The sequence below is a fragment of the Segatella albensis DSM 11370 = JCM 12258 genome (assembly GCF_000426565.1).
Classification (GTDB): domain Bacteria; phylum Bacteroidota; class Bacteroidia; order Bacteroidales; family Bacteroidaceae; genus Prevotella; species Prevotella albensis.
Window position 1 is genome coordinate 288,162 of the sequence record NZ_AUFP01000002.1, and the last position, 12,517, is coordinate 300,678.

The following is a 12,517-nucleotide window of genomic DNA, read 5'->3' on the forward strand; positions in this document are numbered from 1 at the left end:
GTATCTTAATCCAAGGTGATATCTGTTACTTCGGTCACGTGATCGGCCCAACCATTCATCACAATAGCAGGACTATGAGTCGTCATGATCAACTGCAACTGAGGGTTCAACTGCATCACTAGATCAATCAGTTGCTTTTGCCATTCAAAATGCAAGCTCACCTCCGGTTCATCCATAAAGAGAACATAAGGTTGATTATCCTCCACAAGAACCGTCAGCAAGATGCACAAGATCTGTTTCTCTCCACTCGACAACTGGTAAGGAACAAGCGTTTCACCGATCTGCGAGAACTGAATTTCGTTCGCAGTACGGATGATCTTCTTCCCCGTATCTTGGAACAAAGAATCGATAATATCCTGGAACAGTCTTTTCGGATTGCTCAAGGCCTGTGCTTTTTCGGCAGCATCAGGAGTTCCACTCTGCAGGACATCAATAATACGATTACCTATATTTACCTGATAATCCAGATATTTGCGCTGCAACTGAAAAAGTTGCCAGTCCAGTTCCGTAGCCAGAGTCAAATCAAACTTTGAAATCATATCACTATTCATCAGCGGACGGTCGAAAGAACGGATCACATCATACCTTATCCATTTCGCCTCCTCCGGTGATACTTTCAGATGTACCCCCTTAAGCATATGACTTGGAAATTCACCACCATCCTTCAATCCTTTTATCACCTTATTGAGGATCGTAGATTTACCAACACCATTCACACCACTAAGAATATTAACCCTACGATCAAGATTCCATAGGATATGTTTGGTACCACTCCACAGGGAGTCGATTTCTATCTGCTTAATATAATCTGCGTACTTCATAGACTTATCAATTCTTTACTGCAAATATAAACAATTATAGAACAAATCTAACAAATGATGGCTTTTTTTATTAATTTTGCAGACAATTAAACAAATCAGGTAAAGGAATGGCAAAGAATATTCCACTTCAGGCTCATGCGAGTATGTTTGCAGCCGAAGTTTTCTGGGGACTGATGGCCCCCATCGGAAAAGATGCGATGACTCATGGTATAGACGGACTCCAAATGGTTTCTTTCCGAGTGTTGGGAGGAGCTATCTTGTTTTGGATTACCTCACTATTCGTGAAGAAGGAGACTGTACCGATGAAAGACAAATTCTTGTTTGCTTTGGCCGGAATACTAGGACTCGTATGCAACCAATGTCTGTATACCATCGGACTAAGCATCACCTCGCCCGTCAACTCTAGCATTTGTACTACGTCGATGCCGATCTTCGCTATGCTCTTATCTTTCATCATCCTGAAAGAACCTATCACCCTGAAGAAGGCTCTCGGCGTATTCATCGGTTGTTGTGGTGCCATCATACTGATTCTCACCAGTATGGCGGCCATAAACTCCAAGGTCGGTGACATCCGCGGAGACATCATGTGCTTAGGTGCCCAACTGTCTTTCGCCTTATACCTTTCACTTTTCAATAGCCTCATCAAGAAATACTCTGTATTCACGGTAAACAAATGGATGTTCCTATGGGCTACCCTACTGATCTGGCCGTTCACCTCATCACATATTATAGATATAGAATGGACGACGGTGCCTTCTTCCACATGGTGGGAAGCCGGATATGTTGTCATCTTCGGCACCTACGTAAGCTATATCCTAACCATGATCGGACAGCATACGCTCCGTCCAACAGTCGTCAGCATATACAACTACGTACAACCTATCGTTTCGGTAACCGTCAGCATCATCACAGGTATCGCCGTATTCACATGGGAGCAAGGAATCGCCGTAATACTCGTATTCTCAGGTGTTTGGCTCGTCATCAAGAGCAAAAGTAAGCGCGACATCAGAGAAGCTCAAATTCATGATATACCATAATTATGGTAGATAGAATGCCACTATCATGCTATTTTCCAACTCACGAAATCATCGTACCTTTGCAAATGTAAACAAGGTAATAACAAAATAAATTATAAGAGAGAAAGGAAACGATTATGAGTAATGAAAAGAAACTTCACTTTGAGACGTTACAACTACATGTAGGTCAGGAACAAGCTGACCCAACCACCGATGCCAGAGCAGTACCAATCTATCAGACTACATCGTACGTTTTCCATAACTCACAACATGCAGCCGACCGCTTTGGTTTGCGCGATGCCGGAAATATCTACGGTCGACTGACAAACTCCACACAGGGAGTTTTCGAGGATCGCGTAGCAGCTTTGGAAGGTGGCGTTGCCGGATTAGCTGTAGCAAGTGGAGCTGCTGCCGTTACTTATGCACTCGAGAATATCGTATTGGCAGGCAACCATATCGTAGCAGCAAAGAATATCTATGGTGGTTCTACCAACCTCATCGAGCACACGCTCGCCAATCAAGGTGTCAGTCACACCTTCGTAGAGTATGATGACTTTGATGCCATCGAGGCCGCTATCAAACTGGAAACTCGTGCGCTATACGCAGAGACCTTCGGAAATCCGAACTCTGATGTCACCGATATCGATAAATGGGCTGAAATTGCTCACCGTCACAACCTGCCTTTAATCATCGACAATACGTTTGGAACACCTTATCTTATCAGACCTATCGAGCACGGAGCCGACATCGTAGTACATTCCGCTACCAAATTCATCGGCGGTCACGGAAGTAGTCTAGGTGGCGTCATCATAGACGGTGGAACCTTCGACTGGAAGGCTAATGCCGACAAGTTCCCTACCCTCGGTAAACCAGAACCATCTTATCATGGTGCCATCTTCGCAGACGTAGCAGGCAAGGCAGCTTTTGTTACTCGTATTCGTGCCGTCATCCTTCGCGACACCGGTGCCACTCTCAGTCCTTTCAACGCTTGGATATTATTACAAGGTCTTGAGACCCTCAGCTTGCGTGTAGAGCGCCATGTGGAGAATGCCCTCAAGGTGGTAGATTATCTGGCCAAGCACCCAAAGGTCGTCAGAGTGAACCATCCATCATTACCGACACATCCAGACCATGAATTATACAAGAAGTTGTATCCTAAAGGTGCCGGCAGCATCTTTACCTTCGACATCAAGGGTGGCGAAAAAGAGGCATGGGCCTTCATCGACCATCTGAGAATATTCTCACTCCTTGCCAATGTCGCTGATGTAAAATCGCTCGTGATACATCCGGCCACAACGACCCACTCTCAGTTAAGTCCGGAAGAACTGGAGGAGCAGCATCTATACCCTTCAACGATTCGCCTCAGCATAGGAACAGAGAATATCGATGACCTGATAGATGCGCTCGACGAAGCATTTGAATACGTAAAATAGAACATATTAGAATTAATCGATTTATAAAACATAAAGCTATGGCAAAGATTTATAAAAAAGTTACCGACCTGATTGGTAACACTCCCCTTGTGGAACTTAGTAAATACTCAGCCTCAAAAGGTCTGAAAACACCAGTTATCGCTAAAATTGAATTCTTCAATCCTGGTGGCAGTGTAAAGGACCGAATCGGTCTCGCCATGATCGAAGATGCTGAAAAGAAAGGTCTTCTAAAACCAGGTGCTACCATCATCGAACCGACGAGTGGTAACACGGGTGTCGGACTGGCACTGGTATCAGCCGTGAAAGGATACAAACTAATTCTCACAATGCCGGAAACCATGAGTGTGGAGCGCAGAAATCTACTCAAGGCGTATGGCGCTAAAATTAAATTAACGAGCGGCAAGGACGGTATGCCTGGTGCTATCAAGGCCGCTAACGAACTTAAGGACTCTATTCCCGGAAGTGTGATTCTGGGACAGTTCGACAATCCTGCCAATCCTCAGAAACATTATGAGACTACAGGTCCTGAGATCTGGAAAGACACCGATGGAGACATCGACATCTTCGTAGCCGGTGTAGGTACAGGAGGAACAATCTCCGGTATCGGAAGATATCTCAAGGAGAAAAATCCGAATATCAAGGTCATCGCTGTAGAACCGGCGACATCTCCTGTTCTCAACGGTGGTAAGAGTGGTCCTCATAAGATTCAGGGTATTGGTGCAGGATTTATTCCTAAGACATATAATGCTGACTATATAGACGAGGTCGTTGACATTGCCAACGATGATGCCATCCTCGCAGGTCGCCAACTGGCACAGCAGGATGGACTTCTAGTAGGTATTTCTTCAGGAGCAGCAGCATTTGCTGCCACCGAGATTGCCAAACGACCGGAGAACGAAGGCAAGAAGGTAGTAGCATTATTACCGGATACGGGAGAGAGGTATTTATCAACGGTACTCTATGCTTTTGAAGAGTATCCTCTTTAATAAGTCAAAGGGTATCAAAAATAAGACGCTGTATTCTCACGAACACAGCGTCTTTTTTCTTGACGATTACTCTCACGAGCAACTTCAAGACAACTAGATTTCTCACTCTCTAATCGCGAAGAGTGAGATTACTCAAAGTGTATCTATTTTCTTTATGTTTTTGCATAAACATAAGACAAAGGTAAGAAGTTTATACAAACCAGCAAAATCCTTTAAAACTTTTTTATAATTCTATACTATCAATAGTCTGCTCCATTCCTTCAGAATCTGAGGAGGATTTTTTATAATCTTTAAACTTTGCCTCGGCAACTGTTAACAGAAATCGTGTGCGTTTTTGTGCTCTTTCTAGAATGTACGAAAGGCATCGACGCCCTAAAAATACAGAAAATCATACCACAAAAAGTTGATTTTTCGAATGAAGTTAACTGCATCGGCTTACGCAGTTAACTTCGTAAGATTATGCGAATAGGTTTGTAGGTCTATGTAGTTAAATAAAAAAGCCGATATTCCCAGTATTTTTTGATAGTTAAATCAGGCATCGAAAACACAACTTGTTGATTATCAAAGAATTGCATCATATACTATAATTTCAGTATTCTGCATCAACCCGTCATCAATTCTGAATTCGCGAATTATGAGCACCTTTTAGCAATAGAAAATTAAGGAAATTAAACTTCGTTAATGGTTGAAGACTTTGACTATAAAAAAGTAAAAGGTGCTTACTTTTATCATGTGACATCAACATATACAGCGGCTCCTAAAACCGTAGTCTTGACACAAGACAAGTTTTTGACTATTCCTAAACCATTTGCAACAAAGATAATAATGAGTAAGCGTGAAACAAATCAAGAGAAGGCTCTTCAGAATGTCGATAAGGTTTTCTACTGATCTTATTCGTCTATCATATATTCAACAAAAAAGGTTGCCCATGAGAGCAACCTTTTCTTATATCTTTCATATCTTACTTTCCTTATAGCGGTGTTGCAAAGATAAATGTGCGAATCACCCAATATGAGAAAATACCGGCGAGGTATCCAAGCAAAGCTATCAGCGATACATGCTTCATATACCAGCCAAAGGTAATCTTCTCTAATCCCATGACAACAACACCGGCTGCACTTCCGATAATCAACATACTGCCACCAACTCCGGCACAATATGCCAACAACTGCCAGAAGATGCCGTCTACGGCCATATCACCAACGGCTTGTACTGGATACATTCCCATGCAACCGGCTACCAATGGTACGTTATCTACAATACTTGACAGTACACCAATGATTCCTGTCACCATGTAGTGATTACCGTTGAATGTGCTATTCAAACCTTGTCCTAAAGCTGTCAACACGCCTACTTCTTCCAAACATGCTACTGCCATCAGGATACCGAGGAAGAACAATATCGTGCTCATATCTATACGGCGCAACAGATTGTTCACTCGTTTCTCGAATGTCTCATTCTTGTTACCATGCTTATGGAGGTTACGATAGAATAATTCCGTTACGGTCCATAGTGTTCCTAATACCAATAGGATTCCGATAAACGGAGGAAGATGGGTGATACTCTTGAATACGGGTACGAACATCAATCCGCCTACTCCGACAAAGAAGATAACCTTGCGCTGTACATCATTGAACTCTGCTGGAAGAGCTGATGTCGTGTTCTGTTGAGCGTCTTTCTCATTTACGAGTTCTCCCTTCAACTGGGTAGAGAGGATAGCGGCAGGGATAACCATGGAGATGACCGATGGTATAAAAATCTCAGAGATGACACCTGCTGCCGTGATCAAACCTTTGTTCCAAAGCATAATCGTCGTCACATCACCAATCGGTGAGAAAGCACCACCGGAGTTGGCTGCGATGATAACCAACGAAGCATATATGATACGATCCTTACGCTCCTTGACGAGTTTACGAAGAATCATGATCATCACGATGGAAGTTGTCAGGTTATCAAGGATCGCTGATAAGATAAAGGTCATGAAGGCTATCTTCCACAACAAGCTCTTCTTGCTCTTGGTCTTCATCACGCGACGAACCCAGTCGAATCCGCCATTCTGGTCTACGATCTCCACAATGGTCATCGCTCCCATCAGGAAGAACAAGGTGGTAGAGGTGCTACCGAGGTGTTTCTCGATGATGTCGCTTACGGTAATGGCTATCTGATCAGGAGCAACTCCCGGAAGATAACTGGACGGGGCAATCATATAGATCGTCCAACAGACTACAAACATCAACAAGGCAATGGCTGCTTTATTGATTTTGGTAATGCTCTCGATGGCTATAAAGAAATAGCCCAAAACGAAAGCTGAAATAATCGCAATAGTAATCGTGCTCATTTTTTATGTTAGTGTTATATTTTAGTGTTTCTGAATTTTCCAAATTCGCGAGCAAAGATACACTTTTCTTTCGAGAAAAACAAGAAATAAGATGGCTCTATGTTTTGCATTCGTTTTTTTTTCGTATATTTGCAACTATGAATGAAGAGAATATCAAACTAAGCGAAAATGTTATCATCGCCGATGCTGACTACATCGACCATGTGGCTTTTATGCTGAGTGTTCAGTTCGAGCGAATGATCGGTCGGAAAATTCCTCAGGCTGACCTTAGTCAGTGGGCTGTCTGCATTGCCCTCGACGGAGGATTGAGAAACAAAGGCAAGAAGCATGAGACGCAGGTGGTACTGATCCACGAGGCCAAGAACAAGAAGATGGAGAACTTCCAGCCTTCTGACTATGAGAAAGAACTTAATGCTCAGGCTTTCGAGGACAAGGAACTCGGGGAGTTCATCATCAATGCTTTCGCCATCAATGATATAGCAAGCAAAGATGAGTACATTCTCGACCTCGTCAAGACGGTGTGCAACCATGATGAGGTGAATCGCGTGATGATCATCCCGAACGGGGAAGAAGGCGACATCTACGACAAACTGCGCGACACGCTGCGCAATGTGGATGAAGACAAACATATCACCATGTTTGCCATGCAGCCGATGCCTGGCGGAAACTTTAAGCAGGAGATACTGGGCTATTCTCTGATGAGTGCTCTCGGTATTCGTGCTGACGAAATAAAATAGAAACCAAACAATTTTCATACCTATATCTACAAGAAAAATGGGAAGAGTTTTAATGATTGGAGCTGGTGGCGTTGCTACCGTAGCAGCATTCAAAATCGTTCAGAATGCTGATGTTTTCACAGAGTTAATGATCGCAAGCCATCATAAGGCTAAATGTGACCGTCTTGTCAAGTCGATCCATGACAAAGGCTATAAGATGAACATCAAGACTGCTGAGGTCGACGCTGATGATGTAGAACAGCTGAAGGCACTTTTCAATGACTATAAACCAGAATTGGTCATCAACTTGGCTTTGCCATATCAGGATCTTACAATCATGGATGCTTGTTTGGCATGCGGATGCAACTATCTGGACACAGCCAACTACGAACCTAAGGACGAGGCTCACTTTGAGTATTCTTGGCAGTGGGCTTACAAGGAGAAATTCGAACAGGCTGGCCTTACCGCAATCTTAGGTTGTGGTTTCGACCCGGGCGTATCGGGCATCTTCACCGCTTATGCTGCTAAGCATCATTTCGACGAAATTCAATATCTCGACATTGTAGACTGCAATGCCGGTAATCACCATAAGGCTTTTGCCACAAACTTTAATCCGGAAATCAACATCCGTGAGATCACTCAGAAGGGTCTTTATTACGAAGATGGTAAATGGATTGAGACTGAGCCTCTGGAGATTCACAAGGAGCTCACCTACCCTAACATCGGTGGTCGCGAGAGCTATCTGATGCACCACGAGGAGTTGGAGAGTTTGGTCAAGAACTATCCTACCATCAAGCGTGGTCGTTTCTGGATGACATTTGGTCAGCAGTATCTTACTTATCTCGACTGCATCCAAAACTTGGGTATGAGTCGTATCGATGAGGTGGAATATGAGGCTCCTTTGGCGGATGGTTCAGGTAAGACTGTGAAGGTGAAGATTGTTCCGCTGCAGTTCCTCAAGGCTGTGTTGCCTAACCCTCAGGATCTTGGCGAGAACTACGACGGAGAGACTTCTATCGGTTGTCGTATTCGCGGACTTAAAGATGGCAAGGAGCACACCTATTATATATATAATAACTGTAAGCATCAGGAAGCTTATCAGGAGACCGGTATGCAGGGTGTAAGCTACACCACTGGTGTTCCTGCCATGATCGGTGCAATGATGTTCCTCAAAGGCATCTGGAAGAAACCTGGAGTTTGGAACGTGGAGGAATTCGATCCGGATCCATTCATGGAGCAACTCAACAAACAGGGATTGCCTTGGCACGAGGAATTTGACAAAGACATAGAACTATAATATAGATTAGAATAAGAAATGGCAAAAGATACAGAAAATGCAGCAGCCAACAAGGCCGACAAAGAAGGCAAACTGAAGGCGCTGCAAGCAGCCATGTCGAAGATCGAAAAAGACTTCGGTAAGGGCTCTATCATGAAATTAGGTGATGAGAAGGTTGAAGATGTGGACGTGATTCCTACCGGTAGCCTCAGCCTCGACATCGCTCTCGGTGTAGGTGGTTACCCTCGTGGCAGAATCATTGAAATCTATGGTCCTGAGTCTTCTGGTAAAACGACCTTGGCTATCCATGCCATTGCCGAAGCACAGAAGAATGGTGGTATCGCTGCCTTCATCGATGCTGAGCATGCTTTCGACCGCTTCTATGCCGAGAAACTGGGTGTAGACGTGGAAAACCTTTTCATCTCACAACCTGACAACGGCGAACAGGCTTTGCAGATCGCTGACCAGCTCATCAGTTCATCTGCCATCGACATCTTGGTAGTGGACTCTGTGGCAGCACTTACTCCAAAGGCTGAAATCGAGGGTGACATGGGTGACAACAGAGTTGGTTTGCAGGCTCGCTTGATGAGTCAGGCTTTGCGCAAGCTTACCTCTACGATTTCCAAGACCAACACCACATGTATCTTCATCAACCAGTTGCGTGAGAAGATCGGTGTCATGTTTGGCAATCCGGAGACCACTACAGGTGGTAACGCACTGAAATTCTATTCTTCGGTACGTCTTGACATTCGCCGTGTCACCTCTATCAAGGATGGCGATCAGATCTTAGGAAACCAAGTTCGCGTGAAAGTTGTCAAGAATAAGGTTGCCCCTCCTTTCCGCAAAGCAGAATTCGAAATCACCTTCGGCGAGGGTATCAACAAGGTTGGCGAGATTCTCGACTTAGGCGTAGAATACGATCTTGTACAGAAGAGCGGTAGTTGGTTCAGCTATAATGGCGCCAAGTTGGCACAAGGACGTGAAGCAACAAAAAATCTGCTCAAAGATAACCCAGAGCTCTGCGAGGAACTGGAAAAGAGAATCAAAGAAGCTATCGCTGCAAGAGCAGAGAAATAAACGACAAATATACAGAGGTGTGACAACTTGTCACACCTTTTTTACTTCTTCCCCTATTGGCACATGGTTTGTTATTATCTAAATGTTCGCGGATCAACCCGCACATATATTAATAATAGAATAATAACAAAAAAGAAAATACAATTATGGGAAAGATTATTGGAATCGACTTAGGTACTACAAACAGTTGTGTTGCTGTATTCGAAGGTAACGAACCTACTGTAATCGCTAACAGCGAGGGTAAACGTACTACTCCTTCTGTTATCGGTTTCGTAGATGGCGGCGAGCGTAAGATCGGTGACCCTGCAAAGCGTCAGGCTATCACTAACCCTACAAAGACCATCTACTCTATCAAGCGTTTCATGGGTGAGACTTATGAGCAGTCAAAGAAAGAGGCTGAGTCAATGCCTTACACCGTAATCAATGAGAATGGTTACCCACGTGTACAGATCGATGACCGCAAATATACTCCACAGGAGATTTCTGCAATGGTTCTTCAGAAGATGAAGAAGACCGCAGAGGATTATCTTGGTCAGGAAGTTACCGATGCTGTCATCACAGTACCTGCTTACTTCTCTGATTCTCAGCGTCAGGCTACTAAGGAGGCTGGTCAGATTGCTGGTCTTAACGTTCAGCGTATCGTAAACGAGCCAACTGCTGCTGCACTTGCTTATGGTGTAGACAAGAACGACAAAGATATGAACATCGCAGTATTCGACCTTGGTGGTGGTACTTTCGATATCTCTATCTTGAACTTCGGTGGTGGTGTATTCGAGGTTCTTTCTACTAATGGTGATACTCACCTCGGTGGTGATGACTTCGACCGTGTAATCATCAACTGGTTGATCGATGGTTTCAAGGCTGACGAGGGTATCGACTTGAGCAAAGACCCTATGGCAATGCAGCGTTTGAAGGAAGCTGCAGAGAAGGCTAAGATCGAGTTGAGTTCTTCTACTTCTACTGAGATCAACTTGCCATATATCACAGCAGAGGGTGGTGTACCAAAGCACTTGGTTAAGACTTTGACTCGTTCACAGTTCGAGCAGTTGGCACACGACCTGATCCAGGCTTGTCTTGTACCATGCCAGAATGCTATCCGTGACGCAAAACTTTCAACTTCAGATATCGACGAAGTTATCCTCGTAGGTGGTAGCTCTCGTATCCCTGCCGTTCAGACTTTGGTAAAGAACTACTTCGGCAAAGAGCCTTCTAAGGGTGTTAACCCAGACGAGGTTGTTGCAGTTGGTGCAGCTATCCAGGGTGCCGTTCTTAACAAGGAAGAGGGTGTTGGCAACATCGTATTGCTCGACGTTACCCCATTGACACTTGGTATCGAGACTATGGGTGGTGTAATGACCAAACTTATCGAGGCTAACACAACAATTCCTTGCAAGAAGAGCGAGGTATTCTCTACAGCTGCTGATAACCAGACAGAGGTTACCATCCACGTACTTCAGGGTGAGCGTCCAATGGCAGCACAGAACAAGAGTATCGGTCAGTTCAACTTGACAGGTATTGCTCCTGCACGTCGTGGTGTTCCTCAGATCGAGGTAACCTTCGATATCGATGCCAACGGTATCCTCAACGTAAGTGCTAAGGATAAGGCAACAGGTAAGGAGCAGAGCATTCGCATTGAGGCTTCATCTGGTTTGAGCGATGAGGAGATCAAGCGCATGAAGGCTGAAGCTGAGCAGAATGCTGAGAATGATAAGAAGGAGCGTGAGAGAATCGATAAGATGAACCAGGCTGACTCTATGATCTTCACCACTGAGAACTTCTTGAAGGATAATGGTGACAAGATTCCTGCAGACAAGAAGCCAGGTATTGAGGATGCTCTTAACAAGCTGAAAGAGGCTCATAAGAGTGGTGATGTTACCGCTATCGACAATGCTATCAACAACTTGAACACTGTAATGCAGGCTGCTAGTCAGCAGATGTATCAGGGTGCTCAGCAGGCAGGTCCTCAGGCTGGCGCACAGGATGGTGCTCAGCAGGGTCCAAAGCAGGATGATAACATCCAGGATGCTGACTTCGAGGAGGTGAAGTAAAAATAGATTAATTATATATTAAAGAGGTGCAGACAATGAATCTGCACCTCTTTTTTATTATCGTAAATCGCAACGGTGTTTTTACTCTTGGTCAAGTACCTCCCAATGACCACTATAACCACTACCTACATAACGAATATGTGGCATTTTTGCTAAGTGGCGCTTGATGGTCATTGAGGTAACCCCAAAATGTTTCGCCAAATCTTCTGTGGTAACATTAAAATTATCTTTAATTGCCTTCTCTATTTTTTCATCGAGAGTATCTTCTTGAGTAACACCTTGAGTAACACCTTGAGTAACATCTTGAGTAACATCTTGAGAAACATCTTTTGTAGGTCTCAAAAATGTCACCACAACAAAGCCTCCATTGACAATCCATGTTGGTGCTGCTACACCTCTCTTTTGGCAAGCCTCCATGATGCGTTTCACGCCCGAGCCCCAGTTCTCAATATAGGTTGTACTATATAGCACATTAGCAATAAGCGGGTTGTATGGATATGAAATATGTGGCTGAAGAATATTCTCTGGTGTAATCTGTGGTGGCAGCGTTTAGAGGTTTGTTATCTGTCGTCAACTTCCATTTTCCCAACACATCCTCAATAGGTTCAGTTAGAGCCAAATCTGACAACCGACCTCTTTCAACGCCAAGACGAACAACACCACGTATCAGTTTCTCGTCCAATGAACTGATATTCGTAAACTCCGATAATTCACCAGTAGTTTTCTTCAGTTCCAACTGACGATGCTCGTCAGCTTGTATCAGTTCCTTCAGTTCTTCTATTGTAAGTGACATATATTTATGGCGT

12 protein-coding genes are annotated in these 12,517 nt (G+C 44.2%); 8 read left to right on the plus strand and 4 right to left on the minus strand.

Annotated elements, in window-relative coordinates:
* Window positions 1-5 precede the first annotated feature (5 nt).
* A complete protein-coding gene (locus K333_RS0102745) occupies window positions 6-821 on the minus strand; it encodes an AAA family ATPase (RefSeq protein ID WP_024989012.1) in 816 nt (271 codons plus the stop codon).
* 107 nt (window positions 822-928) lie between these two features.
* On the opposite strand from K333_RS0102745, the gene K333_RS0102750 reads away from it, so the two are divergent.
* The 4 genes from K333_RS0102750 (at window position 929) to K333_RS0102765 (ending at window position 5,144) form a co-directional block, all read left to right on the plus strand.
* Window positions 929-1,858 (plus strand): DMT family transporter, encoded by a 930-nt coding sequence (locus tag K333_RS0102750; RefSeq protein WP_024989011.1) that lies wholly within the window; start codon window positions 929-931, stop codon window positions 1,856-1,858.
* Window positions 1,859-1,974: 116 nt separating this feature from the next.
* Window positions 1,975-3,270, plus strand: a complete 1,296-nt coding sequence (locus K333_RS0102755) for an O-acetylhomoserine aminocarboxypropyltransferase/cysteine synthase family protein (protein ID WP_027452304.1) — start codon at window positions 1,975-1,977, stop codon at window positions 3,268-3,270.
* Between the two features lie 38 nt (window positions 3,271-3,308).
* Window positions 3,309-4,256 (plus strand): cysteine synthase A, encoded by a 948-nt coding sequence (gene cysK / locus K333_RS0102760; RefSeq protein ID WP_024989010.1) that lies wholly within the window; start codon window positions 3,309-3,311, stop codon window positions 4,254-4,256.
* 681 nt (window positions 4,257-4,937) lie between these two features.
* Entirely contained in the window at window positions 4,938-5,144 is a 207-nt protein-coding gene (locus tag K333_RS0102765; RefSeq protein WP_024989009.1) for a hypothetical protein, read from the plus strand.
* An 82-nt stretch (window positions 5,145-5,226) separates the two neighbouring features.
* Here K333_RS0102765 and nhaD read toward each other — a convergent pair whose 3' ends face one another.
* A complete protein-coding gene (nhaD, locus tag K333_RS0102770; RefSeq protein ID WP_024989008.1) occupies window positions 5,227-6,594 on the minus strand; it encodes a sodium:proton antiporter NhaD in 1,368 nt (455 codons plus the stop codon).
* Window positions 6,595-6,731: 137 nt separating this feature from the next.
* Here nhaD and K333_RS0102775 point away from each other — a divergent pair, with 137 nt between their 5' ends.
* The 4 genes from K333_RS0102775 (at window position 6,732) to dnaK (ending at window position 11,711) form a co-directional block, all read left to right on the plus strand.
* Entirely contained in the window at window positions 6,732-7,331 is a 600-nt protein-coding gene (locus K333_RS0102775) for a DUF6621 family protein (RefSeq protein ID WP_027452305.1), read from the plus strand.
* A gap of 37 nt (window positions 7,332-7,368) precedes the next feature.
* Complete coding sequence (locus tag K333_RS0102780) at window positions 7,369-8,607, plus strand: saccharopine dehydrogenase family protein (RefSeq protein WP_024989007.1); 1,239 nt, start codon at window positions 7,369-7,371, stop codon at window positions 8,605-8,607.
* Window positions 8,608-8,625: 18 nt separating this feature from the next.
* Complete coding sequence (gene recA, locus K333_RS0102785; protein WP_024989006.1) at window positions 8,626-9,663, plus strand: recombinase RecA; 1,038 nt, start codon at window positions 8,626-8,628, stop codon at window positions 9,661-9,663.
* Window positions 9,664-9,809: 146 nt separating this feature from the next.
* Window positions 9,810-11,711: a molecular chaperone DnaK gene (gene dnaK / locus K333_RS0102790; protein ID WP_024989005.1), complete on the plus strand. Its 1,902-nt coding sequence runs from the start codon at window positions 9,810-9,812 to the stop codon at window positions 11,709-11,711.
* Between the two features lie 81 nt (window positions 11,712-11,792).
* On the opposite strand, the gene K333_RS0102795 is transcribed toward dnaK, so the two are convergent.
* Window positions 11,793-12,257, minus strand: a complete 465-nt coding sequence (locus K333_RS0102795; RefSeq protein ID WP_081657183.1) for an ATP-binding protein — start codon at window positions 12,255-12,257, stop codon at window positions 11,793-11,795.
* Window positions 12,184-12,504, minus strand: coding sequence for a hypothetical protein (locus tag K333_RS0102800; RefSeq protein WP_024989003.1), 321 nt, complete (start codon window positions 12,502-12,504; stop codon window positions 12,184-12,186). Before K333_RS0102800 ends, K333_RS0102795 begins: the two co-directional genes overlap by 74 nt.
* Window positions 12,505-12,517 lie beyond the last annotated feature (13 nt).

Coding starts and splice junctions, on each gene's coding strand:
- K333_RS0102745 (WP_024989012.1), bottom strand. CDS start 821: ATGAAGTACGCAGATTATATTAAGCAGATAGAAATCGACTCCCTGTGG.
- K333_RS0102750 (WP_024989011.1), top strand. CDS start 929: ATGGCAAAGAATATTCCACTTCAGGCTCATGCGAGTATGTTTGCAGCC.
- K333_RS0102755 (WP_027452304.1), top strand. CDS start 1,975: ATGAGTAATGAAAAGAAACTTCACTTTGAGACGTTACAACTACATGTA.
- cysK (WP_024989010.1), top strand. CDS start 3,309: ATGGCAAAGATTTATAAAAAAGTTACCGACCTGATTGGTAACACTCCC.
- K333_RS0102765 (WP_024989009.1), top strand. CDS start 4,938: ATGGTTGAAGACTTTGACTATAAAAAAGTAAAAGGTGCTTACTTTTAT.
- nhaD (WP_024989008.1), bottom strand. CDS start 6,594: ATGAGCACGATTACTATTGCGATTATTTCAGCTTTCGTTTTGGGCTAT.
- K333_RS0102775 (WP_027452305.1), top strand. CDS start 6,732: ATGAATGAAGAGAATATCAAACTAAGCGAAAATGTTATCATCGCCGAT.
- K333_RS0102780 (WP_024989007.1), top strand. CDS start 7,369: ATGGGAAGAGTTTTAATGATTGGAGCTGGTGGCGTTGCTACCGTAGCA.
- recA (WP_024989006.1), top strand. CDS start 8,626: ATGGCAAAAGATACAGAAAATGCAGCAGCCAACAAGGCCGACAAAGAA.
- dnaK (WP_024989005.1), top strand. CDS start 9,810: ATGGGAAAGATTATTGGAATCGACTTAGGTACTACAAACAGTTGTGTT.
- K333_RS0102800 (WP_024989003.1), bottom strand. CDS start 12,504: ATGTCACTTACAATAGAAGAACTGAAGGAACTGATACAAGCTGACGAG.